Origin of the sequence: Trinickia caryophylli (assembly GCF_034424545.1) — a bacterium.
GTDB lineage: Bacteria > Pseudomonadota > Gammaproteobacteria > Burkholderiales > Burkholderiaceae > Trinickia > Trinickia caryophylli.
This window is the reverse complement of sequence record NZ_CP139971.1, coordinates 1,088,722-1,114,739: the sequence shown is the minus strand read 5'-3', so window position 1 is coordinate 1,114,739 and position 26,018 is coordinate 1,088,722. Positions and strand designations below refer to the sequence as shown.

General features: G+C 65.2%; 21 protein-coding genes and 1 pseudogene. 10 read left to right on the top strand and 12 right to left on the bottom strand.

Annotated features, from left to right (window positions below):
- Nucleotides 1-273: 273 nt before the first annotated feature.
- Nucleotides 274-6,324 (top strand): alpha-2-macroglobulin family protein, encoded by a 6,051-nt coding sequence (locus U0034_RS24160; protein ID WP_085229081.1) that lies wholly within the window; start codon nt 274-276, stop codon nt 6,322-6,324.
- A 10-nt stretch (nt 6,325-6,334) separates the two neighbouring features.
- Nucleotides 6,335-8,689, top strand: a complete 2,355-nt coding sequence (gene pbpC, locus U0034_RS24155; protein WP_085228999.1) for a penicillin-binding protein 1C — start codon at nt 6,335-6,337, stop codon at nt 8,687-8,689.
- A 106-nt stretch (nt 8,690-8,795) separates the two neighbouring features.
- On the opposite strand, the gene U0034_RS24150 is transcribed toward pbpC, so the two are convergent.
- Nucleotides 8,796-9,749: a quinone oxidoreductase family protein gene (locus U0034_RS24150; RefSeq protein ID WP_085228998.1), complete on the bottom strand. Its 954-nt coding sequence runs from the start codon at nt 9,747-9,749 to the stop codon at nt 8,796-8,798.
- A 152-nt stretch (nt 9,750-9,901) separates the two neighbouring features.
- Here U0034_RS24150 and U0034_RS24145 point away from each other — a divergent pair, with 152 nt between their 5' ends.
- Complete coding sequence (locus U0034_RS24145; RefSeq protein ID WP_085228997.1) at nt 9,902-10,702, top strand: AraC family transcriptional regulator; 801 nt, start codon at nt 9,902-9,904, stop codon at nt 10,700-10,702.
- A gap of 156 nt (nt 10,703-10,858) precedes the next feature.
- Nucleotides 10,859-11,077: a hypothetical protein gene (locus tag U0034_RS24140; RefSeq protein WP_085229080.1), complete on the top strand. Its 219-nt coding sequence runs from the start codon at nt 10,859-10,861 to the stop codon at nt 11,075-11,077.
- 37 nt (nt 11,078-11,114) lie between these two features.
- On the opposite strand, the gene U0034_RS24135 is transcribed toward U0034_RS24140, so the two are convergent.
- A complete protein-coding gene (locus U0034_RS24135) occupies nt 11,115-11,618 on the bottom strand; it encodes a hypothetical protein (protein ID WP_085229079.1) in 504 nt (167 codons plus the stop codon).
- A 20-nt stretch (nt 11,619-11,638) separates the two neighbouring features.
- Complete coding sequence (locus U0034_RS24130; protein WP_085228996.1) at nt 11,639-12,202, bottom strand: hypothetical protein; 564 nt, start codon at nt 12,200-12,202, stop codon at nt 11,639-11,641.
- Between the two features lie 515 nt (nt 12,203-12,717).
- Here U0034_RS24130 and U0034_RS24125 point away from each other — a divergent pair.
- Both U0034_RS24125 and U0034_RS24120 read left to right on the top strand, forming a co-directional pair.
- The gene (locus tag U0034_RS24125; RefSeq protein ID WP_085228995.1) at nt 12,718-13,017 is read left to right on the top strand and encodes a hypothetical protein; all 300 of its coding nucleotides are present in this window, start codon (nt 12,718-12,720) and stop codon (nt 13,015-13,017) included.
- 64 nt (nt 13,018-13,081) lie between these two features.
- Complete coding sequence (locus tag U0034_RS24120) at nt 13,082-13,297, top strand: hypothetical protein (protein WP_085228994.1); 216 nt, start codon at nt 13,082-13,084, stop codon at nt 13,295-13,297.
- 121 nt (nt 13,298-13,418) lie between these two features.
- On the opposite strand, the gene U0034_RS24115 is transcribed toward U0034_RS24120, so the two are convergent.
- A complete protein-coding gene (locus U0034_RS24115) occupies nt 13,419-14,336 on the bottom strand; it encodes an RHS repeat-associated core domain-containing protein (RefSeq protein ID WP_199187071.1) in 918 nt (305 codons plus the stop codon).
- 155 nt (nt 14,337-14,491) lie between these two features.
- On the opposite strand from U0034_RS24115, the pseudogene U0034_RS24110 reads away from it, so the two are divergent.
- Nucleotides 14,492-14,626: pseudogene (locus U0034_RS24110) on the top strand (IS630 family transposase); the annotation flags it as partial.
- Here the strand turns inward: U0034_RS24110 and U0034_RS24105 are convergent.
- The 4 genes from U0034_RS24105 to U0034_RS24090 all read right to left on the bottom strand — a co-directional run bounded on the left by U0034_RS24105 (nt 14,621) and on the right by U0034_RS24090 (nt 18,397).
- Entirely contained in the window at nt 14,621-14,995 is a 375-nt protein-coding gene (locus U0034_RS24105; protein WP_085228992.1) for a hypothetical protein, read from the bottom strand. The pseudogene U0034_RS24110 and the gene U0034_RS24105 overlap by 6 nt on opposite strands.
- Nucleotides 14,996-15,085: 90 nt before the next feature.
- Nucleotides 15,086-15,760, bottom strand: a complete 675-nt coding sequence (locus tag U0034_RS24100; RefSeq protein WP_085228991.1) for an HAD family hydrolase — start codon at nt 15,758-15,760, stop codon at nt 15,086-15,088.
- A gap of 113 nt (nt 15,761-15,873) precedes the next feature.
- Nucleotides 15,874-17,646, bottom strand: a complete 1,773-nt coding sequence (locus U0034_RS24095) for a SulP family inorganic anion transporter (RefSeq protein WP_085228990.1) — start codon at nt 17,644-17,646, stop codon at nt 15,874-15,876.
- Nucleotides 17,647-18,235: 589 nt separating this feature from the next.
- Complete coding sequence (locus U0034_RS24090; RefSeq protein WP_158243529.1) at nt 18,236-18,397, bottom strand: hypothetical protein; 162 nt, start codon at nt 18,395-18,397, stop codon at nt 18,236-18,238.
- A 93-nt stretch (nt 18,398-18,490) separates the two neighbouring features.
- Between U0034_RS24090 and U0034_RS24085 the strand changes: the two genes are divergently transcribed.
- Nucleotides 18,491-19,081 (top strand): BPSL1445 family SYLF domain-containing lipoprotein, encoded by a 591-nt coding sequence (locus tag U0034_RS24085; RefSeq protein WP_085228989.1) that lies wholly within the window; start codon nt 18,491-18,493, stop codon nt 19,079-19,081.
- 108 nt (nt 19,082-19,189) lie between these two features.
- Here U0034_RS24085 and U0034_RS24080 read toward each other — a convergent pair whose 3' ends face one another.
- The gene (locus U0034_RS24080; RefSeq protein WP_085228988.1) at nt 19,190-20,164 is read right to left on the bottom strand and encodes a GlxA family transcriptional regulator; all 975 of its coding nucleotides are present in this window, start codon (nt 20,162-20,164) and stop codon (nt 19,190-19,192) included.
- A 144-nt stretch (nt 20,165-20,308) separates the two neighbouring features.
- On the opposite strand from U0034_RS24080, the gene U0034_RS24075 reads away from it, so the two are divergent.
- Nucleotides 20,309-21,007, top strand: a complete 699-nt coding sequence (locus tag U0034_RS24075) for a DJ-1/PfpI family protein (RefSeq protein ID WP_085228987.1) — start codon at nt 20,309-20,311, stop codon at nt 21,005-21,007.
- Nucleotides 21,008-21,042: 35 nt separating this feature from the next.
- A complete protein-coding gene (locus U0034_RS24070; protein WP_085229078.1) occupies nt 21,043-21,354 on the top strand; it encodes a cupin domain-containing protein in 312 nt (103 codons plus the stop codon).
- A gap of 76 nt (nt 21,355-21,430) precedes the next feature.
- Here U0034_RS24070 and U0034_RS24065 read toward each other — a convergent pair whose 3' ends face one another.
- From U0034_RS24065 to U0034_RS24055, 3 genes are all read right to left on the bottom strand, one after another.
- Nucleotides 21,431-23,626 (bottom strand): PTS sugar transporter subunit IIC/EAL domain-containing protein, encoded by a 2,196-nt coding sequence (locus U0034_RS24065; protein ID WP_085228986.1) that lies wholly within the window; start codon nt 23,624-23,626, stop codon nt 21,431-21,433.
- Nucleotides 23,627-23,862: 236 nt separating this feature from the next.
- Nucleotides 23,863-24,870, bottom strand: coding sequence for an alpha/beta fold hydrolase (locus U0034_RS24060; protein WP_233211951.1), 1,008 nt, complete (start codon nt 24,868-24,870; stop codon nt 23,863-23,865).
- A gap of 168 nt (nt 24,871-25,038) precedes the next feature.
- Nucleotides 25,039-25,938: a LysR substrate-binding domain-containing protein gene (locus U0034_RS24055; protein WP_085228984.1), complete on the bottom strand. Its 900-nt coding sequence runs from the start codon at nt 25,936-25,938 to the stop codon at nt 25,039-25,041.
- Nucleotides 25,939-26,018 lie beyond the last annotated feature (80 nt).

Below are 26,018 nucleotides of genomic sequence, written 5' to 3'. Positions count from 1 at the left end.
GTCGTGCCGTCGCGTGCGGCGGTGGGGGCCGAACGGTCGGGTAATTCGATGCAGGATGCAATCGAATTACTGATGCCGGCGCAAAGCGACAGTTTATCGCCGCCGGCGCCGCGCTTGGCGTCCAATGGCGCCGTACCGCCGCGGCCCGCTTTTAAATGCCCCCGACTCCATGATAGATTTCGCCGTTCGCCAATGCGAAATGACGAGTTTATTTCGCGGCAATACCCAAAAGATGGCAAAAAGATGGCAATAACGAACCTGGGAGCGCGGTCGATGCGGAGCGGCAAAGTCAAACAAATGCGTAAATGGACGGCCGTTGCGGCGGTGGCGCTCGGCCTCATGGCCGCCGCCGTTTGGCAGGCCGATGCGGCGCGGGTGACGCGCGTTTCGCCGCAGGGCCGTGTGGCGCAGGTTCGGCAGGTCGTCGTGAAGTTCGACGAGGCCATGGTGCCGTTCGGTGCGCCCGACCTTGCGGCGCCCGCGCGCGTGAAATGCCGCGACGCCGGGGCCAGCGCCGGGCAAGGGCGCTGGGTGGACGAGAAAACCTGGAGCTGGGACTTCACCGCGGATCTGCCGCCGGGCGTCGCGTGCGTCGTCGATCTCAACGACGGACTCAAATCGGCGGCGGGCAAAGCCGTGACGGGGCCGACGCATTTCGCATTCGAAACGGGTGGCCCGTTCGTGCAAAGCATCGAGCCGCGCCTCGGCCAGATCGAAGAGGACCAGGCGTTTGTCTTGCGGTTGAATGGGCCGGCAACCGACGCGTCGGTTCAAGGCAGCATCTGGTGCGAGTCGAGTGGGCTCGGCAACCGCATTCCCGTGAAGAACGTCGATGCGGCCACGCGTACAGCGCTGCTCAAGCGCTTCGGCCTGCAAAAAGAGGCTTCGCGCGTCCTGACGCTGCAATGCCAGCAATCGCTGCCGTCGGGCACGAAGGCGCAGCTCGTCTACGGCAAGGGCGTCGCGAGCCCGAGCGGGATCGCCAACGACGTCGAGCGGCGCTTCAACTACAAGGTGCGGGAGCCGTTTGCGGCCAGCTTCAGCTGCGAACGCGAAAACGCGAAGGCGCCGTGTACGCCGCTGCGTCCGCTGCGGCTGCAGTTCAACGCGCCGATCTCGCGCGCCGATGCCGAAAGGATTCGCATCAAAGGACCGGGCGGCGACATCAAGCCATCGTTTTCGCCGGACGATCACGACCCTCAAACCGAAATCGTGGAATTTGCCGCGCCGCTGCCCGAGCGGGCCGATCTGACGATCGAGCTGCCGGCGGGCCTGCGCGACGCGAGCGGCCGGCCCCTCTCGAACGGCAGTCTCTTTCCGCTGAAGACCATGACGGCGCCGTTGCCGCCGCTCGCGAAGTTCTCGTCGGGCACGTTCGGCATCATCGAGCGCTATGCGGAGCCCGACATGCCAGCCGTCGTCCCCGTGACGCTGCGCAACGTCGAGGCGGATTTGCACATCGCGGGGCTTAATGCGGGCAATGCGCAATTCACGAAGATGCGCGTGGACGCCGATAGCGATATCCGCAGCTGGATGCGCAACGTCGATCAGTTCGACGGCTTCGCGATGACGCGCGATTGGATCGACGAGCGCATGCCGCAATTGCTGGCGCACAACCCGCATCCGGTCATCGTGCGACGCACGGGCGATGCGTCGGAGGCGGCGCAAGACCGCAAGAACCCGCTCATCGACGTGCGCTCGCTCTCGCTGCTCGCGGGCCAGCCGAACGTCGAGGCGCTCGTGTTGCCGAAGGCCGATCCGAAGACGCTGCGCCCGTTCGAGGTGGTCGGCGTGCCGGTGACGAAGCCCGGCTTCTACGTGATCGAGCTGCGTTCGCCCGCACTCGGCGCCTCGCTGCTCGGCAAGCAGGCGCCGATGTACGTGCGCACGGCCGTGCTCGTCACGAACCTCGGCGTGCATTTCAAGCAGGGCCGCGAGAACAGCCTCGTCTGGGTGACGACGCTCGACAAAGGACTGCCGGTGCCGAACGCCGACGTGCACGTGAGCGACTGCAACGGCGACGAAGTGGCATCGGGCAAGACCGATGCGCACGGTCTGCTGACGATTCCGGGCGCGCTCAGCGCGCGTGCGGAATGCAAGGATGGCAGCTTCGGCGGCTTTTTCGTTTCGGCCCGCATCGACGATCCGAAGACCGGCCACGACATGGCCTTCGTACTCTCCGATTGGAATCGCGGCATCGAGGCGTGGCGCTTCAACGTGCCGACCGATACGAGCACCGACTCGACCGTGCGTGCGCATACGGTCTTCGACCGCACGCTTTTGCGCGCGGGCGAAACCGTCTCGATGAAGCACATGATTCGTGTGGAGACGATGCACGGCCTCGCGTTCCCGTCCTCCTATCCGACGCGGCTCACGATCCGCCACATCGGCAGCGGGCAAACGTGGCATATGCCGCTTCAATGGGCGGCCGATCACACGGCCGATTCGACGTTCGCGATTCCGGCCGCCGCGAAGCTCGGCGAGTACGACGTATCGCTCGATGACGGCAAGGCGGGTGCCTCCGCGAGCGACGACGAAGAGAGCGCCGATGCGCCGCGCCACGTCTACGAGTCCGGCAGCTTCCGGGTCGAGGAATTCCGCCTGCCCGTCTTCAAGGGCGTGATTGCCGTGCGCGACGAGAAGGCCCATCCGCTCGTCGCGGCGAAGGAGGTCCCCCTCACGCTGCAGGTCGATTACATGTCGGGCGGTGGCGCATCGGGCCTTCCGGTGCAGGTCTCGGCGCTGATGAAGAGCGCCGCGCCACCCTTCGCCGATACCTATCCGGAGTTCAGTTTCCGGCCCTATGTGAAGCGTAACGAGCGCGGCGGCGGCGAAGCGTCCGGCGACGACGAAAGCGAGCCGCAGTTCGATGAAGAGACATCGAAACTGATTGCCGACAAAGAAGGCGTCACGCTGGATCGCAACGGCTCGGGCAGCCTGACGCTGAAGGACGTGCCGGCCGTCGACGCGCCGAAGCACCTGGCACTCGAGGCCACGTTCGCGGATCCGAACGGCGAGGTGCAGACCGTGGGCGGCAGCGCCACGCTGTGGCCGGCGGCCGTCGTCGCGGGCGTGAAATCGGGCCAGTGGGTGTCGGTAGGCAACACGGTGCCCGTCAAGGCGCTCGCCGTCGATCTGCAGGGCAAGCCGCGCGCCGGCGTGCCGCTCGAGGTGCGCGGCGTCGCACGCATCACGATCACATCGCGCAAGCGGATGGTCGGCGGCTTTTATGCCTACGACAACCGTACCGAGACGAAAGACCTCGGCACGCTTTGCAGCGGCAAGAGCGACGATCACGGGCTCATGACCTGCGACGCAAAGCTGAAGGAAGCGGGCAACGTGGACCTCGTCGTGACGGCGAAGGACGGCGACGGCCGCGCATCGACGGCAACGACGTCGGTCTGGGTCACGCGCGAGGAGGATCTCTGGTTCGGCGGCGAAAACACCGACCGCATCGACGTTCTGCCCGAAAAAACGGCCTACGAGCCCGGCGAAACGGCCCGCTTCCAGGTGCGCATGCCGTTTCGCTTCGCGACGGCGCTCGTCGCCGTCGAGCGCGAGGGCATCGTCGAAACGCACGTGGTCAAGCTCGACGGCAAGAACCCGACCGTCGAGCTGAAAGTCAACGAAGCGTGGGGGCCGAACGTCTACGTTTCGGTGCTGGCACTGCGTGGGCGTATCCACGAGGTGCCCTGGTATTCGTTCTTCACCTGGGGTTGGAAATCGCCGATCGAATGGGCGCGCGCCTTCTGGTACGAGGGGCGGCGCTACGAGGCGCCGACGCCGCTCGTCGATTTGTCGAAGCCGGCATTCCGCTATGGCCTGGCCGAAATCAAGGTCGGCACCGCTGCGCACAAACTCGCGGTGACGGTGACGCCCGATGCGAAGTCGTACACGGTGCGCGGCAAGGCTCACGTGAAGATCCGCGTGCAGCTGCCGGGCGGCAAGGCTGCGCCGGCGGGTACGGAGATCGCGCTGGCCGCCGTGGACGAGGCGCTGCTCGAATTGATGCCTAACAACAGCTGGGACGTGCTCGATGCGATGCTGCAGCGGCGCGCCTATGGCGTGGAGACGGCCACCGCGCAGATGGAGATCGTCGGGCGCCGCCACTTCGGGCGCAAGTCGGTACCGGCAGGCGGTGGCGGCGGCCACGGCGCCACGCGCGAACTCTTCGATACGCTGCTGCTGTGGAATCCGCGCGTGAAGCTCGACGCAAACGGAGAAGCGTTCGTCGACGTGCCGCTCAACGATTCGCTCACGAGTTTCCGTATCGTTGCGATCGCGGCGGTCGATGCGGGCAGGTTCGGTACCGGCAGCGTGTCGATCCGCAGCACGCAGGATTTGCAGCTGATCTCGGGCTTGCCGCCGCTCGTGCGCGAGGGCGATCAGTTCCGCGCCCAGTTCACGGTTCGCAATACGACGTCGCGCGCGATGAAAGTGGTCGTGACGCCCGATGTGCCGGGGCTCGGCTTGTCCGCGCAAACGGTGCAGGTGCCGGCGGCTTCCTCGCGCGAGGTGGCATGGACGGTGACTCCGCCCGACGGTGCCTCCGAAGCCCCGCTGGCGGCGCTCGTCTGGCGGGTGGCGGCAGCCGAGGAAGGCGGCCCGTATGCGAAGGATGCGGTGAAAGTGAGCCAGCGCGTCACCGCGGCTGTCCCCGTCACGGTGCAGCAGGCCACGCTCACGCAGGTCGACGGCACGTTCTCGCTGCCGGTGGCCGCGCCGGCGAATGCGGTTGCGACCCACGCCGGCGATCTGCGCGGCGGTATTGCCGTATCGCTGCAATCGAAGCTTTCCGACGGTTTGCCCGGCGTGCGGCGCTGGTTCGAGCAGTATCCGTACAGTTGCCTCGAGCAGCAGACCTCGCGTGCACTCGGCCTGCGCGATGCGGCGCAATGGCAGGGGGTGGTCGCCCGGATGCCTGTCTATCTGGACCGTGACGGCCTGGCGAGCTACTTTCCGCCCGGCGACGACAGCGGCAGCACCGGCAGCACGGCGCTCTCCGCCTATCTGTTGTCCGTGACCGACGAGGCGGCGAAGCTCGATCCGCGCTTTGCGTTGCCCGACGATCTGCGCGCCAAGCTCGAAGGCGGGCTGGCGGGCTTCGTCGAGGGGCGCATTCAGCGCGACGTGTGGGCGCCGCGCAAGGATCTGGATTTGCGCAAGCTCGCCGCGATCGAGGCGTTGTCGCGGCATGGTGCGGCACGCGCGAGCATGCTCGATTCGATCGAGATCGCACCCAATCAGTGGCCGACGTCGGCCGTGCTCGATTACTACGCCATCCTTTCGCGCATCAAGGCGATTCCGCAGCGCGATGCGAAGCTGGCCGAGGCCGAGCAGATCATTCATGCGCGGCTGACCTACCAGGGTACGCGGCTCACGTTCTCGACAGCGGCCAACGACGAGCTGTGGTGGCTCATGACGGGCACCGAAACGAACGCGGCGCGCACGGTGCTGACCTTCGTCGAGGCCGCGGGCTGGAAGGACGAGATGCCGCGGCTCGTGGCGGGCCTGCTGGCGTTGCAGCACAACGGCGCGTGGCAGACGACCACGGCCAACCTCTGGGGAACGCTTGCGGTGCAGCGCTTCTCGCAGGTGTTCGAGAGCGTGCCCGTTGCCGGTCAGACGAAGCTGCAGTTCGGGCCGACGTCGAAGTCGATCGCATGGAATCAATCGGGTGCCGCGCCTGCCGCCGCCAGCGTGCCGACGGCCGCATCGGCAACGGCGGCGACGAAGACAGCCGGCGCGCGCAGCGTGCTGCTGCCCTGGCCCGCCGAAGCACGCACCGCGCCTGTTCCGCTTACGCTGACTCAGGAGGGTACGGGCAAACCGTGGGCGACGATCGAAAGCCTCGCGGCCGTCGTGCTGAAGGCGCCGTTTGCGGCGGGCTACCGGATCACGAAGACGATCACGCCCGTCGATCCGGCCGTGAAAGGCGTGACGACACGTGGCGACGTGTGGCGTGTGCACCTGGACGTGGATGCGCAGACGGACATGACGTGGGTCGTCGTCAACGATCCCGTACCGGCCGGCGCGACGATTCTCGGTTCGGGGCTCGGGCGCGATTCGGAAGTGGCCACGGAAGGCGAGAAGTCGCAGCGGGGAGCGTGGCCCGCGTTCGTCGAGCGCGGTTTCGACGGCTATCGCGCGTATTACGAGTACCTGCCCAAGGGCAAGTTCTCGATCGAATACACGGTTCGTCTCAACAACGTGGGCACGTTCGGTTTGCCGCCGACACGTGTGGAGGCGCTCTACGCACCGTCGACGTTCGGCGTATTGCCGAATGCGCCCGTAATCGTGCGGCCGGCCGCGGGCGCGCAGTGAGCGGGCGGCGATGAGCGAGTTTCGCGCGCACGGCCGCGGCGGCCTCGGTGACCTCGGTGGCCTCGCGCCGAACCGGGCGGGCCGCCGCGGCTGGCGCTATGTCCTGGCCGCATGCGTCGCAGCGCTGCCGCTCGCCGCATCGGCCTTCCCGTCGTTCGACGAGGTGCGCGAACAATGGCGCAGCTCCGATTGGCTGCTGCTCGCGCGCGACGGCACGGTGCTGCAGCGCACGCGCGTCGATGCGCAGGAGCGGCGCGGCGAATGGGTGACGCTCGCGGACGTTTCGCCGGCGCTGCGCGAAGCGATCGTCGTATCGGAAGACAAGCGCTTTTACGAGCATAGCGGTGTGGATTGGCACGGTGCAGCGGCGGCGGCATGGGGCAACCTGTGGAACACACGCACGCGCGGCGCGTCGACCGTCACGATGCAATTGACGGGGCTGCTCGACGAGCGGCGGCAACGCTCGGGGCAGCGCTCGATCGTCGAGAAGGCGAATCAGGCGGTGAGCGCGCTATGGCTCGAGCGCCGCTGGCGCAAGGACCAGATTCTCGAGGCATATTTGAACCTCGTGCCGTTTCGTGGCGAAACGATCGGCCTGTCGGCGCTTTCGATCACGCTCTTCGGCAAGGCGCCGTCGGGCTTGAACGAGCGCGAGGCAGCCGTGGCGGCCGCGTTGATCCGCTCGCCCAACGCGCCTTATACGAAGGTGAGCGCGCGTGCATGCCGGATTCTGCGAGATATGAAGGCGCCCGAGCGATGCGCCAATCTCGCGCCGTTCGTGCAACTCGCGTTTGCACGGCCGATCCCGGCTGTATTGTCCGTCTCGCCCGATGTGCCGACCGTCGCGCCGCATTTCGCGCGGCGCATCGCCGCCGAGGTCAAGCCCGGCGCGGGGGGCCGGGTGGCGACGACGCTCGATGCGCGGCTGCAGCGTTTCGCAACGGAGACACTCACGCGCACGCTCGTCGAACTCAATGCGCCGGCGCATCCGCGCAACGTGCACGACGGGGCGGCCGTCGTGCTGGACAACGCGACGGGCGAAATCCTCGCCTGGGTCGGATCGTCGGGCGGATTGTCGGGCGCGCGCGAAGTGGATGCCGTGCTCGCGGCTCGCCAGGCCGGCTCGACGCTGAAGCCCTTCCTTTATGCGCAGGCGATCGACGAGCATCGGCTCACGGCTGCGTCGTTGCTCGACGATGCGCCGCTCGATCTCGCGGCCGGTGGCGGACTCTATATTCCGCAGAACTACGATAAGGATTTCAAGGGCTGGGTCAGCGTGCGCACGGCGCTGGGCTCGTCGCTGAACGTGCCCGCCGTGCGCACGCTCGTGATGGTGACGCCGCATCGCTTTGCCCAGACACTCACGTCGCTTGGTTTGCCGCTCACCCAAACGGGCGACTACTACGGTTACTCGCTGGCGCTCGGCAGCGCGGACGTGACGCTGCTTTCGCTCACGAACGCTTATCGCGCCCTGGCGAACGGCGGCGTGGCGACCTCCGTCCACGATCTGCCACGGCGGGCGGCCCGTGCCGCTTCGGGTGCGGCGGCGAGCGACGCCGCATCGCCCGCGCCGCGGCGCGTGTTCAGTGCGGACGCGACCTACGTCGTGACGACCATTCTTTCGGACAACAATGCCCGAACGCGAACCTTCGGCTTTGACAGCCCGCTTGCCACACGCTTTTTCTCGGCGGTCAAGACCGGCACCAGCAAGGACATGCGCGACAACTGGACCGTCGGCTTTACGTCGCGCTATACGGTTGGCGTGTGGGTGGGCAATGCCGACGGGCAGCCGATGTGGGACATCTCCGGCGTGACAGGGGCGACGCCGATCTGGGCGGCCATCGTCGGCTATCTGCACCGCCGTGTGCCGAGCGTTGCGCCGCAGGCGCCGGCCGGTGTCGTGCGCACGCGCATCGCGTTCGAGCAGAACGTGGAGCCGGCACGCACCGAATGGTTTCTGAACGGCACGCAGGTGCGGACGGTGGCCTTGGCCGCCGAGGCGCGCGATGCGTCGTTGATACCGGCTGCGGCGCGGGCGTCGAACGGGCCGCCCCGTATCGGCTCGCCGACCGATGGCACGGTGTTCGCGCTCGATCCCGACATTCCCGCCGCGCGTCAGCGGATCGCATTCGAAAGAGCGAGCGGTTCGTCGCGGCGCAGTAGCTGGCGGCTCGACGGCAAGCCGCTCGGCCACGACGACCGCGTGCTTTGGCTGCCTTGGCCCGGACGCCACGTACTGGAACTCGTCAATGCGGATGGCTCGAGCGCCGATTCGATTCGTTTCGAAGTGCGGGGCGCGGCAGTGGCGGCGCAGCGGCCCACGCCCGCCCGGGCGGGCGCGGCGCCCCCCGCGGCGCGGCGGTAGCGCCGCGGACGGTACCCGAGACTTTCGTCACGCCGCAGGCTTTGGGGGCTGCTTGCGCGCGGCCGAGCGCGGGAGAATGCGAATGCAGGGCCGCACCGGAACACGCTTAATGCAGCCCCGGGACGAACACGATGCGATCGTGGCGGCCCGCGTCGAGCCAGTAGTCACCGAGTTTGGCAAGCGGCACGGCGTGGGTGTCGACCTGCAGCGCGCCTTGCGCGACACCCTCGAATACAGATCCGATGCTACGCAAAAGTGCTGGCTGCGCGACACTGCCGAGCCCGCTGCCCATCAGCTCGACGGCGGCCGCTCGCAGTACGGCGGCTGGCAGCGCGATATCGGGCGCGCTGATCGAGCCGATTTGCACGAAGCGTACGCGGCGGCCCTCGGCTGTCGCCCTGGCCGCTGAGGTCAGCAACGCCGACGCGCTCGGGCCCCAGAGGTAATCGAGCACGACATCGACGCCTTGCTCGAATAGCGCCTCGAACGCGCGACGCAAGCTCGCTTCGTCCTGCTGCAGCGAGACGGTGAAATCGGCGCCCGCGGATGCGAGCGCGTTTTCGTTGCGCCCGGTGGCGACGATCCTTCCCGCGCCCAGGCGCCGCGCGATCTGCACGGCCAGCCGCCCCGAAGTGCCGGTTGCGCCATTGACGAGCACCGTCTCGCCTTCGACGAATCGTGCGCGCTCGATGAGGGCGGCCCATGAGGACATCCCCGGAATGGCGATGGCCGCCGCCGTCACATCGTCGATCGCGTCGGGCAGCGCGACGATATTGCTTTCGGGCACGACCGTGCGCTCGGCCATTGCCCCGAAGGGGGCGGCCGGACCGAAGAAATAGACGCGTCTGCCATCGTCCAGGCGGCCCGTGCCGTCCACGCCCGCCACCATCGGCAGCGAGCCGCCCGACGAGTAATGCGATCCTGCGGCTCGGCCGCGCGCGAGATGGCTCAGCGCCGACGCGCTCACCTCGGCCAGAACATGCCCAGGCCGGGCGGACGGGGTTTCGAAATCGGCATAAACGGGCGCTTGGCCCCACACTCGTACGACGGCGGCTTTCATGGCGACGGCAGTACCTTCGAGAAGAAAGAGGGGACCCGGCCAGCGTGCGTTGCCGACCGACCAGGGCGTAGATACATCGAACAGCGGTCAGTTTAGGCGTGCCGGCGCGGCTGGTCTCCGGTATAAATGCCATTCGATACGGAGATCCAGCCATGCCGACGCCCATCGTTCGCCCGGAATTGATGAGTTCGCCCGAGAGCCCTTTTCTGGTCGCGGGCGAACTCACGCAGAGCGAAGTACGCGAAGTGCCGCCGCACAGTCACGCGCGCGGCCAGATCATGGCCGCGCTGGGCGGCCTCGCCTCGGTCGGGGTCGACAAGCACCGTTGGGTGGTGCCGGCCATTTATGCCATCTGGATCCCACCGCATTGGGTCCACTCGGTGCGTTCCTATGGGCCGTTTTCGGGGTGGAGCGTATTCATCGCCGAGCACCGTTGCGCGACGCTGCCGGCGGCGCCACGCGCGATCAGGACGACGCCGCTTTTGCGCGAGGCTGTTCGGCGCGCCGCGAGCTGGCCCGGTGGCGAACTCGATGATGCACAGTTGCGGATTGCCGAAGTCATCATGGACGAGCTTCGCGGTGCGCCTGCTGAATCGCTTGGACTGCCGCGCCCCGACGACGCCCGGCTGGCGCGGATCACCGACGCCCTCGCGAACGATTTGTCCGACGATCGTCAACTGGCTCAATGGGCCGCCTGGGTCGGCTTGGCGCCCCGTACGCTGAGCCGGCGCTTTCTTTCCGAAACGGGCATGACGTTCGCGCAGTGGCGCCAAAAAGCGCGCTTGCTTCGGGCGCTCGAACTCGTGGCCGACAGGGTGCCCGTAACGGCGATCGCCCTGCAGCTCGGTTACGACAACGTGAGTGCTTTCATCGACATGTTCCGGCGTGCGTTCGGAACGACGCCCGGGCGTTATCTGGCATCGCAGCGCGCAACCGGCGCGGATGGCGCCTGATCGCTCGCGTAAGTCCGCGGTGCAAATGCTCGCTGCAGGTATTCACAAGAGCGGGCACTGCGCGTTCCTCTCGACAGATGCCCGCCGGGCGAGCGCGCGCCGGTGGCTCGGTACGCGCGCCGGCGTACCGCAGGAATCGATCAAGGGAGCATGGATATGGCTGGCGACAATTCCTTCAAGCCTGGCGAAATCGTCAAGACGTCCGGCATTTATTCGGTCGTGCACGATGACGGCAAGGGCACGTTCGAGGTCACCTGCGTGGAAGGCGAGCATTTTCCGCCGACGCGTAGCGGAAAGGGCGCGCACTACGTACTGAAATACGCGGCCACGCATGCGCACAAGCATGGCGAACTGAAGGGCGAAGGCGCACGCTGAGTGCCGGCGCGTGCCGCGGTGCCCGGGCGTTACCGGGTTACTGCAGGCTTCCCCAGCGGGCGACAGCCGGCTCAGCCGACGCCCACTGCCAGCCGCCGGGTTGCCGGCAGGCCGCGGCCGTGTACCAGTGCTCGGGCGCATTCGGCTTGTCGCCGTCCACGACCGAGAAGAGGAACTCTTTGCACGCCGCGAGCGGGTTGATCACGTCGCGCGTGACGCGCACCTCGCCGTGCCCGTTTTCGATGGGCAAGGTGTGCTTGACGCGCCAGGCGCGCGCTTCGCCGACATTCATCGTGCCCGCGAGGGCGGCGATCGCATCTTGCTGATCTTTGTGCATGCCGCGCATGTAGCGCTTTACCGCTTCGTCGGTCGCGGCCTGAACAGCGATGCCCACGCCGATGCCCACGCCGGGGTTCGCCGTGACGAGCCCGCTCGCGGCTCCGGCGACCGCCCCCGTCGCGGCGCCGATCGACGCGCAGCCCTCGAGCAGCAAGCCGGTGCCGGCTACGAGCACGCCTGCCGCAACGATGCGCAACCGCATCGCGAGATCGAAGCGCTGCATCATTGCAAGGCGCCCCAACGTTCGGTGGCCGGCTCGGCCGACGCCCACTTCCAGGCGTTGCCGTCGCGGCAGACATCCGCAACGTAAAAGGAACTCGATGCGGGCGCATCTTTCGTGGCGGGCCGGTCTACCGAAAACACGATCTCTTTACAGTCGAGCGTGCCCTTGCTGACGATTCGGCTGACCGTCACGCGTCCGCGCTCGTCCGGCTCGATCGGCATGGCATGTGTAGTACTCCAATTGCCCACTGCGCCGACGTCGAGCGGCCCTGCTACTTTCGCGATGCTGTTCTGCGTTTCCTCATGGACGACTCGCTGCGAGTACTGCACGCCCGCCCGGGCGGCTGCCACGGCGCCCAGGCCGATACCTGTCGCAACGGCGGCATTGTCGGTGACTTTCGCCGCCACGGCGGCGCCGGCAATGCCGGCGCCCGTCGTGGCGCCTTCGGAATAGAGCGAACTGCAGCCGCCCAGGGCCGAGCAGCCGGCCATCAGGGCAAGCGCCGCGCGTGCGAGGGCGAATGGCGCACTGCGGCGGGAGCGTTGTTCTTTCAGGCTTTCCATGCGTTTTCTGTTATTGGATTGCGACGCATGCCGGTCACACAAAGAACGCCCGTGCGCGTCATGCCGTCTTGCGCAGCGATAGTACAAGATGACGCGCCTGAAAATGCCATAAAAAATGCAAAAAATTGCAAACGGACGGTCAGGCAAACGCGACCCGGGTCGCCTCGCCCCCGCAATCGCAGGCGCGCGTCTGACGGCTATCGAGCGGCTATCCGGTGGCTATCGGGCGACTACGGATCGCGCAATTGGCGAGCACAAAAAGCAGGACGCGAACGGGCAAAACGCAGTCGGAAACCCGCTTTCGCGCGGGCGCGTCCGCCACGATGGCCACGATTGCGGCCACGATTGTCATTGCATTGGCTACGCGTTTCCTTACAATCTTTTGCGGGACGCCTGACGTAAATGGACGAAGGCATCGGCCGTATACCGAAGGTGGGGTCCAATAGCCCGCTTGCCTTTTCGCGGTGCGCGTGGATGCTTGTCCCGATCCATTGTTATAGGCCAATGGCGCATACATGAACAACGAGACCGAAAGCCTGGTGACGCGGTTGCTGAGCTTCGCCGATTTGACCCATGATATGGTTTCGCGCTTTGGCGCGGAATTGATGATTCAGACGCAGTTCATCGAGGCCGTATTGCCGAACCTCAATTCGATACAGCGCCGGCAAGTGGCAACGACCTTTCGGCAGGGCATAGAACACGTCATGGCGTATACCGACGATGTGCCCATGCCGGCCGAATATCATGCCGCGCTGCTGAAACGGGCCAATGCTTTGTTGGAAGCACTCGATGCGCCCAGCCCGGTGCGACATTAGGCAGGGGATCGGACAGTCCTCGCGGGCCCGAGGACATCGTGAAAAACTGGAGCGGAAAAACAGAATGAAACGCCACTTCATGTCACGCGGGGGTGCCGTCGCCTACCTCCTGGCACATTGCGACTACCTGGGCCGCGAATCCGACAGCGCGGGCACCGAGACCGAGCGCAAGCGCGCCCGCCAGGAGATCGACTCCACCAGACAACTGGTGCTCGACGTGCGCGCAGGGCGCGTCAACATGTTCAGCAAGGACGACGTGGAAATCGTCGTCAAGGTCTAGCACGCGACGCCGTTCGCTCGATCGGGGGCGGTAGCAGGCCTTGGTGTAGTGTTTGACGCTGCCGTATCTGGTGCTACCGGTGCTTGCGATCGTGCCGGTGATCGTCTTTGCAGCCATGCGCTCACTGTGCATCAGGCGGAATCGGTTCGCCGAGCCATTGCAAAATCCTTATGTTCCTCTCTCTTGCCAATACGTTTGTCTTTGGACTGCGCAGGATACGGAGAGCATTCGACCTGGGATTATTCTGGCTCGATACGTAGCCGAGATCGTTCGCCAGTTGGTAAACGCTAGAATAATTCTTTAGCTGGCGCGCCGTCACACCCCGAGCTTCGAGTACGTCAATAAAATGATTCAGCTTTAAGCCTGGGTCGGATAGCGGGTGAGCACGACTCATGGCTTCTTGATATATCTGATCGTACTCGTACACAGGGGGTGGAGGCGCAGCGGCCGAATTCTGCGCGGGTGCTTGCGCGACGTTTGATGTTGAAGGCTGTGAATTCGCGGGCAGCGTAGCGTTGTCATCGAAGGTTCTTGTCGATGTCCATGGCGTTTCCACGTATCCGTCACCTCGGCCGCGTAGTGTCGGAAGGAGCGTTCCCATCGGCATCTGACGACGGTCATGGAGCCCAATGACTGCCTGATGGCTCGTCGGCAAAGGCTCTGGTGCCTGAAACATTTGCGCGTCCTGAGCCATATCGCTCGCCAATTGCCGTATCTCGTTTTGCGCCGCCCCAGCAGTAGTATTACCCGCCGTTCGCTCGCTCGCCTCTACCGCGTTTATCGCATCGAACACGTCATTCATTGCGTCATCGAAGGTGGATGCCTGCATATGCCCGCTCGGATCAATCAGATTGATCGGATCATCGGTGCAATAGACGTAAGGATGGATGCCCCCAGGACCAAACGGGCTCAAGTTATCGGGTGCGCTGAAGCGCATCAACGCCGGTAAGTACCAACGATATCCGTGACCGAGCGGATAACCGAAAGAAACCGGATCCCGATAGGCACCCGAAAAGCCCGGCGAGGTGATCGTACTCATGGCGTTCTCCCAGCCAAGGGGCGAGAAATTGCGGACCTGCGTCCCGTGACTATAAACGCGATGGCGCGACGTCGAGCCCATCACTTCTAGTAGCGCGATGGGCCATGGTTTGCGGTACGTTTGACCGGCATGGGCTACCAGCCTCAATGAAATAGTGGCTGGTCAAGCACCCTCGATTCGAAATGCGCTTCACGCCCGCCTCCGCGCCGTGGTCGAACATGGTCGAGCGCTTCTTCCGCGATATCACGACGGAGCGCTTGCGCCGCGGCATATTCACCAGCGTGCTAGAACAGCTCGGGGGGCTTTCGGTCGACAAGTTCGCGCGGGGCCGTTTCTCCCAGGGTGAACTCGATGTGCGGCAGATCGTCGAGCAGCCCGCTGAAGCGCGCTTCGCCCTCGCTCGTAAAGAGGCCATCGAGATAGTCGAAGCCGAGCATGGGCGCCAGCGCACGCAGTGCCTGCTCGGGACCGGGCTGAGGACCGGTTTCTATTGCATCGACGTCGAGACGAATCGAGCACGCATTGCCGTCCGTGCAGTCCATCGTGCCGATATCGATGACCTTGCCCGCGGCGTTTTGGGCGAGCACGCGCGCGCCGGCCGCGAAGAGCCGGAAGGGGCGGTCGAATTGCGGCAACGCCGTCCTGGAGTCCGTCGCCATTTTTCAGCACTCCTGAAAAGTATCGCGTCCGCAGGCCCATGCTGCTGCCTGCATGTCGAAGCGAGTGCCGCAATTCGCGTGCCCCGATGCTCAGGCGCGCGCCGCCACCTCGTCGAGGTGCTCGAGCAGGCCGGCGGGGTCTTCGTACACCCGCAGGGCGCCGGCTTTTTCGAGTTCGTCGGTGCCGTAGCCGCCGGAGAGCAGACCGACGCCGAGCGAGCGGCAGCGGCGCGAGGCGAGCATGTCCCAGACGCTGTCGCCGACCACCACCGCGCTTTCGATCGGCACGCCGAGACGCTCGGCCGCCGCGATGAAGAGGTCCGGATCCGGCTTCGCGTGCTTGACTTCGTCGCGTGTGACCACGACGGCCTTTGCGGGATCGACGCCCAGCGCTTCGAGATTGAATTTCGCGGTTTCCATTCTGCCGCTCGTGGCAATGGCCCAGCGGATGTTGGCACGGGTCAGCGCGTCGAGCAGTTCGACGGCGCCCGGCAACGGCCTCACCTGATCGCGCATGCGCTCGTATGCTGCGGTATGTGCATACCGCAGCCGCTCTACGCGGTCTTCGTTGAATTCGTCATGCGTTTCCCTCAGCAACTGATTGACGAAGAGCCCGCCGCTCATGCCGATCTTGCGGTGAATGCGCCAGACCGAGAGTGGAATGCCTTCCGCGTCGAGCGCTTCCTTCCAGGCCAGTACATGCTGATAAACGCTATCGACGAGCGTGCCGTCGAGATCGAACAGAAATGAAGTCTTGCTGCGCATTGAAATCCTCGATCGGGAAGCGAAATGGCGTAAGCGCGCGGCGCTTGGGAATCGGCATAAGGATACGCCTTCCGGCACCATGCGGCACCCGAACCGCCTTTCGCCAATGCGCTTTATCGTGGCGGCGGCCCAGGCGTACCCGGTCGTTCGTCGTCTTCCCAGTCATGCCATTGCACGTCTTGTTCATTCAGATAGCGATCGACGGCACGCCCTATGGTGGGCGAGAAACGATCGGCGCCGATGCGTTCGAAAATGCCATAGCGCTTGAGACTGTCCTTCACGGGCCCTTTGAGTTCCGCGAAGCCGAGCTGCACATGCGCTTCGTGCAATTCGTCGAGAAGGCGCGCGAACATGTCCGCGGCGGTTACGTCGATGTCGGTTACGGGCTCCGCGGCGATGACGATCTCGCGTGTGGGCGTGGGGGCATCTTTGACGACTTGCATGACGCGGTCGTGAAAGATTTCGGCGTTGGCGAAAAAGAGCGGCGCGTCCCAGCGAAACAGCACGAGCCCGGGTATGCGCCGGGCATCGGGGTGCCGCCCGATATCGTGGTACCCCTTGACACCGTCGATGCGGCCGAGCACGGCCGTATAGGGCCGCCATGCGCGCCAGACGAACGCAAGCAACGCCAGCGCGAGCGCAATGCCCACGCCATTGACGACGCCGAGCGTCACGACCCCGAGCGTGCAGACGATCGATTGCACGAATTCGTTGCGCCGCAGGCGGTAAAGCCTGAGTACCGATGCGATTTCGAGCAGCCCGGCCGACGCAGCTGTGACGACCGCAGCGAGCGATGCGAGCGGCAGATGCCGCATGATCCGCGGCGCGAACAGCAGGAGCAGCGCGATGATGCACGAAGCGAATATGCCCGTGAGCTGGGTCTTCGCTCCGGCTGCCTCGGCTACGGGCGTGCGCGATCCGCTTGCGCCGACGGGAAACCCATGCGCGAACGCGCACGCCATGTTCGCGACGCCCAGCGCGATAAATTCCTTGTTGCGCTCGACCGCATGTCCGGTCCGCAATTCGTAGGTACGCGAAAGCAGGCTGATATCGGTGAACGATACGAGTGCGATGGCGGCGGAGGTGCCGGCCAGCGCGAGCCAATCGTGCGGTGCAACATGCGGCAGGCCCACTCGCGGCAGCCCTTGCGGCAATGCGCCGACGACTTCGATGGCACCGTGGTCGGCAAGGCCGAGCGCGGAAACGGCCAGCATCGCCCCCACGACCGACACGAGCGCACCGGGCACGCGCGGCGCCCAGCGTCTCAGCGCGACGATAATCGCAAACGAAAGGGCACCGATCATGAGGGCAATGAGATTGACGCGTCCCTCGGCGACCCCTTTGAAGATCGAGCGGGCCTGGTCCACGAACGACGTTCCCTGTGCCGAAAAGCCGAGCATCTTCGGCAGTTGCGCGATGGCGATCGTGAGCATCGTGCCGTTCAAATAGCCGTATCGAATCGGTGTGGAGAGCAAGTCGGCTACGAAACCAAGCCTGAGCAGACCAACGGCAATGCAGATGACGCCGGACATCAACGCGAGCGCGCCGCCGAGCTCGGTGGCCTGCCCCGCCCGGCCGGCAGTGAAGGCGGCGCTGGCGGCGACCAGCGCGATCAGCGCCGAGTCCGGTCCCAGTATGAGGATGCGGCTTGGACCGAAGACGGCATACGCGAGCAGCGCAGCCAGCGAGGCGTAGAGCCCGGAGACAGGGGGCATGCCCGCGGCGGCCGCGTAGGCGAGGCCAGACGGAATGAGCACGGTGCTCAGCGTCACACCGGCGAGCGCGTCGTGCCGCAGCCACGACAAACGATATTGCCGGAGCGCGCCGACGCCCGGCAGCAGCCGATCGAACCGGCTTGCGCCCGGTTCGTCGGGGAAGTGTGGCATGGCGGCCTCATGGGCGAATGACGACAACCGCGGTGGAGGGCATGGATGATCCCGGGTGGGCGATCTCGTCCGATATGGCGGATGTCGTCGGTATACGAATGCGCAGGATACCGCAGCCGGGCGACCGCAACGCCGGCCACACCGGCGTTGCGGTCGCGCCGGCGAGACGCCTCGCGCCATTCTGTCCCGGGGCGATCGCAGCGGCTTTTTCGCATCGGCGGCGGCTGGTGGCGAACCCCATGGGCCATGCGTCTTCGCCGCTCGATGCGGTACTTCGCATGGACCGAGCCGCGCGCGTCCGGAATGCTGCTAGCCTCCGGCCTCAAGGGTGCCACGCTTCGTGGGCCGAAGCGGGAGAAACCTCATGCGTTGCGTACGCCTCGACGCCAAACCGGCGCTCGCGCTGTTGCTGGCGGTTACATGCACATGCGTGTGCCGGCTCGCACCGGCTGCAACGATGGAGCCCCCCCTTCAACCTGCGCCGGGCGAATCCGACTTCCGGGAAAAATGCTATTGGCGGGCTCCGGCACCCGACGGCAGATCCCCTGACTGGCGCGCATGCGAGCCGAACCCGATGCGGCAGCAGCGGCTATGGGACGAACGACCGCGTGGGCAGCGAGTGAGCGAGCAGCGACTGCGGGAAGAACGTCAGCGCGAAGAACGTCTGCGGGAAGAACGTCAGCGGGAAGAGCGTATTCGTCAGGACCGTCTGCGCGAGCAACGCTCCCGCAAATAGCGCTTGTGTTGCCATGAAGGCACGCGTGCGGTTTCTTCACGGAACTTGCGTACGCTGCGTGCTGTCATTGAATCAATTGCTGATATAGCGTTATAACCGGGAGCATGCATGGAACGCCGCACATTTATCGCGATGACCAGCGCCGTATTGGCGTCGAGCGGATTGACGCTCGCGGGATGCACGACCACACCCGCATCGTCGAACGGCACGCCGGGGGCCAACGCGGCGAAGCGCCAGGAGATCGACGGAGGTGTCGATGCAACGCTGACGCGTCTTTTCTCGACGGTGAACGGTTCGCGCGAACTCGTCGGCAACGCGCGTGGCGTGCTCGTTTTTCCATCGGTGCTCTCGGCGGGATTCTGGTTCGGCGCTCAGTACGGGCAGGGTGCGTTGCGCATCGGGGGGCAGACGAGCGGTTACTACAGCATCGCAGCTGCTTCGTTCGGCTTGCAGATCGGCGCGCAATCGAAAGCCATCGTCATGCTTTTCATGACGCAGGAAGCGCTCGATACCTTCACCCGCAGCCAGGGCTGGGCAGCCGGCGTCGACGCAACGGTCGCCGTGCTGCACGTGGGCGCGAACGGCAACGTCGATACATCCACGGCCACGAGCCCGGTGCAGGCGTTCGTACTCACCAACGCGGGATTGATGGCCGGCGTGTCGCTCGAAGGCACGAAGATCTCGCGTCTGATCGTCTGATCATTTGATCCGGTGCGGTAAGCCACGCGCGTTTCATCCGTGACTTCCGGGTAAAGCCCGGACCTGGGGGCCGGCCGGACGAAGGCGATGCCGTCGTGCCGCACCGCCTCAATGCGGCGCGAAGCGCTCGCGGTACGCTTGCGGCGTAGTCGAGAGCATGCGCGCAAAGCTGCGACGCATCGTTTCCTCCGAACCGAAGCCGCAGCGCAGCGCGATGCGCTTGATCGGTAGCGCAGTCTCGCTAAGCATCCGCTGCGCCGCCTCTACCCGAAACTGCTCGACCGCGCGCGCGGGCGTACGCCCCGTTGCCGCGCGATAGTGGCGCATGAACGTGCGCTCGCTCATGGCCGCGCGATGGGCGAGCACCGGCACGGAGAGGTCGGCGGCGATATGCTCCGCCATCCACATATGAAGTTCGCCGAACCGTTCGGGCACGTTCTGTGTGGACAGCATCGCGCTGAATTGCGCCTGCCCGCCCGGGCGTTTGAGGAAAACGACGAGGTCGCGCGCCACCTCGAGCGCCACTTCCCGTCCGAGGTCTTCTTCCAATAGTGCGAGCGCCAGGTCGATACCCGCCGTGACGCCGGCGGACGTCCAGACGTTGTCCTCTCGAATGAAGATCGGGTCCGCCTCGACGTGCAGTTGCGGATACCGGCTGGCGAGTTCCTCGCAGTGCCGCCAGTGCGTAACGACCCGCCGCCCGTCGAGCAGCCCCGCCTCCGCCAGCAGGAACGCGCCCGTGCAAACGGACGCAACACGCCGGGTTTTGTGCGCCTGCCGCCGAACCCAACTCAGCAGGCGTGCGTCGCGCGACGCGTCATACACGCCTTTTCCGCCCGCGACGATCAGCGTATCGGCGGGCCGCCGCACGCCGGCGAGCGAATCGGCGAGCAGCGTGGCGCCCGACGACGTCTGCACCGCGCCCGCTTGCGCGGCTACGATACGCGGCGCGTAAGGTGCGGCCATTCCGCGCTCGCGGGCGAATTCGTTTGCGGACGCGAACACCTGGAGCGGACCGGTAATGTCGAGCAGTTGCGCACGGGGGAAGGCCAGAATCAGCACGGAGCGGACGAAGTCGGGCATGGCGATGGATGCGGTGACGGCGGAAACCGTAATGGCGCGCGTGGCGGAAATCGTGGGTTAAATGGCATTCTAGCCAAACACTACCGCCATAGAATCGGTTCTGTCCACACCCTGTTCACACTTTCTCGAGCGTGAGGTTCAACGATGACGTGCCATATCGGTTTTCTCGTCTTTCCGCAGGTTCAGCAACTCGACCTCACGGGGCCGCACGATGTGCTCGCCATGTTGCCCGACGCGAAGGTCGACCTCGTTTGGAAGACGCTCGATCCGCTCGTCTCGAGCAACGGTCTCACGCTGACGCCCACTTGCACCTACGAGCAGTGCGCTCAGCTCGACATCATCTGCGTTCCCGGTGGCACGGGAGTGTCCGCGCTGCTCGAAGACGAACAGACACTCGCCTTCGTGCGTCGGCAGGCGGCTGGGGCACGCTATGTCACATCGGTTTGTACCGGCTCGCTGCTGCTTGGCGCAGCGGGGCTGCTGCAAGGCCGCAAGGCTACGACGCATTGGGGCTTCCACGCGCTGCTGGAACCGCTCGGAGCGCAGCCCGTGCATGCACGCGTGGTGCGTGACGGCAATCTTTTCACGGGTGGCGGCGTGACGGCGGGCATCGATTTCGCGTTGACGATCGCGGCCGAGGTGGCCGGCGCCGACGAGGCGCAGGCAATTCAACTGGAGCTCGAATATGCGCCGGCGCCGCCGTTCGATGCCGGCAGCCCGGACACGGCGCCGCGTGCAATCGTCGAGCGCGCGCGTGCGGACATGTCGCGCAGCTTTACCGCGCGCGAGGCGGCTGTGAACCGGATCGTGGCGGCACGTTCGCGGGCGGTGTCGGCGCAATAATGGCGCGTCATGCAATCGAGTGCGGGGAACTTACATTGAACGTTATCCGTAGCAAGGCATTTCGAGCGGCGCGTGCATGGGATGCCGTCGACGTGGCCAATATCGACGGCGTCACGGTGCGGCTGCATTGGACGGACGAGCCGTATCGCTGGCACGTCAACGATGGCCAGGAAGTGTTCGCCGTGCTGGATGGGGTGGTCGATATGCATTACCGCGAGAATGGCGTCGAGCGGATAGCGACGCTCGAAGCGGGTGACATCTTTTATGCCGGCACCGGCTGCGAACATGTCGCCCATCCGCGGGGCGAGGCGCGCTTGCTCGTGGTTGAGCGCGAAGGCTCGCTTTAGCGCGCGGCTTCGGGCGTTTCGATCGTGTTGGCCGGGGCGCGGAAGGCGGTGCGGTTACGGTCGGTCGCGCGTTTTGCTATGCCGCGAAACGGCGTTCCCGATTGGCGGAAACGACGAATTCCAGGCATGCGTCGCCCGCGAGGGGACGGCTGAAAAAATAGCCCTGGAAACGATGGCAGCCGAGTGCGGAGAGCCGCGCGAGTTGCCATTCTGTTTCCACGCCTTCGACCACGAGGGAGAGGTTGAGCGTGCGGCTCAGATCGGCAATGCTCTTGACGATGTGTTCGTTGACGCTGCCCCGGCTGACATCCGCGAGCGACCGGTCGATTTTGACGGTATCCAACGGTAGCAGGCGCAGGTAATGCAACGACGTATGGCCCATGCCGAAATCGTCCACGGCAACCTTGACGCCTGTTTCGCGCAGCCGTTTCAGGTTGCCGAGGGCATTCACGTCCGGCAAAAGGATGGTCGACTCCGTAATTTCGAGTTCCAGCATGGAGGGCAAAACGGCCTCCCGGCGCAGGATGTCCATCACCTTGATGTCGAAATGAGGATCGAGTAATTGACGAGGAGAAAGATTGACGGACATGACGAAATCGTCTGGAAGCGCGTTGCGCCAGATACTGCGTTGGCGGCACGCCAGCGAGAGGATTTGAAGGCCCAAAACGTCCGTTTGATCGAGCTCGTCTGCGAGTGTGATGACGATGGGAGGTGCCACGCGGCCCAGGGAGGGATGCTCCCAGCGCAGCAATGCCTCCACGCCGAATATGCGGCCGGTGCGGGAATCCACCTGTGGCTGAAATTCGAGAAATATCTGGCCTTCGGTTTTGAGGGCGATCTGAAAGTCACCGGCGAGCGACGCCGCCAGCCGGCCCGGGTCCCCCGCCAGTCCGATATAACGTGCCGCGTGCGGGCTGCGTGGCGGAGCCTCCGCAATGTCGAGAAGCGACACGAGCGCTTCGCGTTCGCGCTTGAGCGCGAGATGTTCGGCCATGCGGACAAACGGAATGTAGATGACGGTTCCCGCGGCGAGCGCAAGGGCCTGCACGAGTGTGCCCGAAAGCGAGCCCGTGACGGCATAGCCGCTATAAAGCGCCGGCGTAGTCCACGCAATCGCGAACCCTGTCTTCGGCATCAGATGGGCCGCCGTCGCGGCATAGGCAATCAATATCTGCACGACGGGCGTGAGGATGAAAGGGATCGCATAGACCGGGTTGAGAACGATCGGCAATCCGAAGAGCACCAGTTCGTTGACGTTGAAGAGTGCCGGCAGCATCGCGAACAGCGCCAGTCTGCGCCCACGCTCGGCACGGCCCGCAAGGACGAGCGCGAAGACCAGGCTCAGCGTGCCGCCCGAGCCGCCCATCCGTGCGAAGGCGGCAAAAAATTCGTAGGTGAAGACGAATGGCGGGGTGGCGCTCGTCGCCGCCGCCGCGAGATTGGCTGCGCCCGCGGGCGCGAGCACCTGTCGCTGGATCTCATAGAGCGCATTCGGTCCGTGGATGCCGAAAAGCCACAACAGCTGTGCGACGCTCTCGTAGCCAGCGCCGAAAAAAGGATTATTGGCGAGGCTGGCAAGGGGGGCGTCGAGTTGCGCGTGGGAGAACGAGAGTGCATCCGGCCAGCCGTACCACGACCATATCGTCTTCAGCGTGGCGAAGATCACGATCGTCAGGATGGCGGCCGGCATGACCGTGAACGTATCGCCGATAAACGGATCGTTGCTAAGGTTGTTCATCGGAATGCGCAGGAAGCGCATTTCCGATAGCTTGATGAAAAGATAACCGCCGAGCGATGCGACGACGAGCGCACCAAAGAGGCCTTCTCCCAGATAAAGCGATGCAATGGCCGTCGTTTTGCCGTCCGGCGCGATGCAGGTGAAGAAGCACGCGGTCACCACGATGACCGCGATTGCGCGATTGACGGCATGGCGGCTGTTCCGCTCGTTGTGAAGGCTGGTCAGGGCGTCGGTGAACCCATATAGGGCGACGAGCGCGCCAATGCCGAACGTGCCTGCGAGCAGGTTGTCGCAAAAAGCGAGGAGGTGCGGACCGAACGCGTCGATCAGGCGTTGCTGCAGCGCGGGCGATGGCGGGTAACGCACAAGCAGGGCGAACGCGCCGGTCATGATGAGCGGCAACGGTAATGCCAGCCCGCGGCGGATGGCGATGAAGTAGGCCGTGCGATCGATGCGCTCGACCCATGCCCAAAGACGGTGCAAGCGCGCGGGCGCTACCGCGGTCGTTCGGCTCGAATAGGATCGGCGTTGCATCGGCTCATCTCGTTGACCTCGAATCGGGATATTTCCGCGCTACCAGAATGTTTACGGCTCATGTTTCCGGAACATAAGCGCCACCGGTATAGGGATTTCCTGAAACTGATGTCGGAACCCCCGGGGTATATCGGATATCGAATCGATCGGGCATTGCGAGCGTAAAAAGCCTCTTTCTTTCGCTTAAGGTGGGGCAAACGTTTGCGAACGTGCTTGGCACGGCAGAGCAGCGCCGCTCAGCGCTCGCCGGCCCGCCGCGCAAGGCCCTCGAGCAGTGCTTCGTGAAACGCTTGCGGATCCTGCATTTGAGGCGCGTGGCCAAGTTCGGGAAATTCGACCAGCGTGGCTTGCGGGATTGCGCGCGCGGCGAGCTTCGCGAGCGCGGGATAATGGCCGAGCTTTGCGCGGACGTCGGGCGGCGAAACGTCCTTGCCGATCGCCGTCGTATCCTTGTCGCCGATGAGCAGGAGCGTCGGCGGTTTCAATTGCCCGAATTCATAGACCACGGGCTGGGTATAGATCATGTCGTAGAGCAGTGCCGAATCCCACGCCACCTGCTCCTTGCCGGGGCCGCGATACATGCCCGCGAGCATTTGCACCCACGGCTCGTATTCGCTGCGCCATTGGCCGGCGTAATACGTATCGCGCTCGTACCGACGGATGCGATCGGCCGTGGTGCCGAGCTCGCGTGCATACCATTCGTCGACCGACAGCGAGGGCACACCTTTCGCTTTCCAGTCTTCGAGCCCGATCGGGTTGACGAGCACGAGCTGATCGGTTGCTTCGGGATACATCAACGCATAACGCACGGCGAGCATGCCGCCCGTCGAATGGCCGATCATCGTTGCATGCGCGACCCCGAGCGAGGCCAGCAGCGCGTGCGTATTGCGGGCAAGCTGCTGAAAGCTGAATTGATAGTGCTGCGGCTTGCTCGACTTGCAAAACCCGATCTGATCGGGCGCCACCACGCGATAGCCGGCGTCGGTCAGGCGCCGGACTGTCGTGTCCCACGTCGCCGCGCAGAAGTTCTTGCCGTGCAGCAGCACGACTGTGCGCCCGTTCGGGTGCGGCGCCGCAACGTCCATATAAGCCATATGCAGCGGCTGGCCCTGCGAGACGAACGAAAACCGCCGCACCGGCTCCGGGTAGCCGAATCCTTCGAGCTCGGGGCCGTAGGCGGGGCCGTCGGTGCCCTTCGCGACATGGGCTGCGTTGGCCGCACCGGTTGCGGGCGGGGCGGCCATGGTGAGCGGAGGCGTCGTGCTCGAGCAGGCTGCCGTCACGGCGGCGGTCAAAATCGCGAGGGCAAGCGTGCGCTGTTTCACTGTCATGGCGAGGGTATCCCGCGAGAGAAAGTCGGCAAAGGCCGCTATGGTGCGCCAAATGCCCCGATCATGCAGCGCTGTGCCCCGTCAGATCGTCGCCTTCAATGCCGCGGTGGCCAGTTCCACGAACGCCGACGCCAGATTGGGCAAACGCTGCCCGTTCGGCGTGGCGAGGAAGACATGGTCGCGGATCTCCGGCGCAAACGGCCGGACGGCCACGCGCGGCGCGGCGAACGCGGCCGTCACCGGATCGATGAATGCCACGCCGGCTCCGTTGGCGACGAGCGCGACCACAGTCTGCGAAAGCTGCGCTTCAAGTACGAGCTGGCGCGAAACGGCATGCTGCGCAAAGACGCGGTCGATTTCGGTGCGCGCGACGAACGCATGTGGAAACGAAATGAACGGTTCGTCTCGCAGATCTTCCGGCCGCAGCATGCGTTTTCTGGCAAGCCGATGCGCGGGCGGCACGATACAGCGCATCGGCGCGTCGACGATGCATTCGAGCCGCACCGCATGATGCGGTACGGCTTCGGCGACGAAGCCGACATCGACGCGCTCCGACGCGACCATCTCCACCACCGTACGCGCGCTGTGCGTGAGCAGCGTCACGTCCACACCGGGGTGTCGCGCGATGAAATCCGTTACCGCGCGCGGCAACAACTCGAGCGCCACGGCCGGGGAGCCGGCGATGCGCAGCGAGCCGCGGCGCATCGCGCGGATCTGCTGCGCCGCATGTGTGATGCTGTCCATGCCGACGAAGGCGCGCTCCACCTCGTCATAGAGCAGCCGTGCCTCGGCGGTGGGCACGAGGCGGCCCTGCTGTCGGTCGAAAAGCGTGAAGCCGACACTGGCCTCGAAGTCGGCGAGCAGGCGGCTCACGGCGGGCTGCGAAACATGGAGGGCAAGCGCCGCACGCGTGACGGTCTGGCGCTGCATGAGCGCACGAAACGCTTCCACCTGGCGGATCTTCAGATCGGAGGATGACATAACATTTGCGTATGGTGCCTGCAAAAAATGGCATTTGACGCGTTATTCTGCCAGCCCGAAGCTTTCAAGGTGTGCTAAAT

What these genes read in the sequence shown, in the direction of transcription:
- U0034_RS24160 (WP_085229081.1), top strand. Translation starts at nt 274, where the DNA reads ATGCGGAGCGGCAAAGTCAAACAAATGCGTAAATGGACGGCCGTTGCG.
- pbpC (WP_085228999.1), top strand. Translation starts at nt 6,335, where the DNA reads ATGAGCGAGTTTCGCGCGCACGGCCGCGGCGGCCTCGGTGACCTCGGT.
- U0034_RS24150 (WP_085228998.1), bottom strand. Translation starts at nt 9,749, where the DNA reads ATGAAAGCCGCCGTCGTACGAGTGTGGGGCCAAGCGCCCGTTTATGCC.
- U0034_RS24145 (WP_085228997.1), top strand. Translation starts at nt 9,902, where the DNA reads ATGCCGACGCCCATCGTTCGCCCGGAATTGATGAGTTCGCCCGAGAGC.
- U0034_RS24140 (WP_085229080.1), top strand. Translation starts at nt 10,859, where the DNA reads ATGGCTGGCGACAATTCCTTCAAGCCTGGCGAAATCGTCAAGACGTCC.
- U0034_RS24135 (WP_085229079.1), bottom strand. Translation starts at nt 11,618, where the DNA reads ATGCGGTTGCGCATCGTTGCGGCAGGCGTGCTCGTAGCCGGCACCGGC.
- U0034_RS24130 (WP_085228996.1), bottom strand. Translation starts at nt 12,202, where the DNA reads ATGGAAAGCCTGAAAGAACAACGCTCCCGCCGCAGTGCGCCATTCGCC.
- U0034_RS24125 (WP_085228995.1), top strand. Translation starts at nt 12,718, where the DNA reads ATGAACAACGAGACCGAAAGCCTGGTGACGCGGTTGCTGAGCTTCGCC.
- U0034_RS24120 (WP_085228994.1), top strand. Translation starts at nt 13,082, where the DNA reads ATGAAACGCCACTTCATGTCACGCGGGGGTGCCGTCGCCTACCTCCTG.
- U0034_RS24115 (WP_199187071.1), bottom strand. Translation starts at nt 14,336, where the DNA reads ATGAGTACGATCACCTCGCCGGGCTTTTCGGGTGCCTATCGGGATCCG.
- U0034_RS24105 (WP_085228992.1), bottom strand. Translation starts at nt 14,995, where the DNA reads ATGGCGACGGACTCCAGGACGGCGTTGCCGCAATTCGACCGCCCCTTC.
- U0034_RS24100 (WP_085228991.1), bottom strand. Translation starts at nt 15,760, where the DNA reads ATGCGCAGCAAGACTTCATTTCTGTTCGATCTCGACGGCACGCTCGTC.
- U0034_RS24095 (WP_085228990.1), bottom strand. Translation starts at nt 17,646, where the DNA reads ATGCCACACTTCCCCGACGAACCGGGCGCAAGCCGGTTCGATCGGCTG.
- U0034_RS24090 (WP_158243529.1), bottom strand. Translation starts at nt 18,397, where the DNA reads ATGGCAACACAAGCGCTATTTGCGGGAGCGTTGCTCGCGCAGACGGTC.
- U0034_RS24085 (WP_085228989.1), top strand. Translation starts at nt 18,491, where the DNA reads ATGGAACGCCGCACATTTATCGCGATGACCAGCGCCGTATTGGCGTCG.
- U0034_RS24080 (WP_085228988.1), bottom strand. Translation starts at nt 20,164, where the DNA reads ATGCCCGACTTCGTCCGCTCCGTGCTGATTCTGGCCTTCCCCCGTGCG.
- U0034_RS24075 (WP_085228987.1), top strand. Translation starts at nt 20,309, where the DNA reads ATGACGTGCCATATCGGTTTTCTCGTCTTTCCGCAGGTTCAGCAACTC.
- U0034_RS24065 (WP_085228986.1), bottom strand. Translation starts at nt 23,626, where the DNA reads ATGCAACGCCGATCCTATTCGAGCCGAACGACCGCGGTAGCGCCCGCG.
- U0034_RS24060 (WP_233211951.1), bottom strand. Translation starts at nt 24,870, where the DNA reads ATGGCCGCCCCGCCCGCAACCGGTGCGGCCAACGCAGCCCATGTCGCG.
- U0034_RS24055 (WP_085228984.1), bottom strand. Translation starts at nt 25,938, where the DNA reads ATGTCATCCTCCGATCTGAAGATCCGCCAGGTGGAAGCGTTTCGTGCG.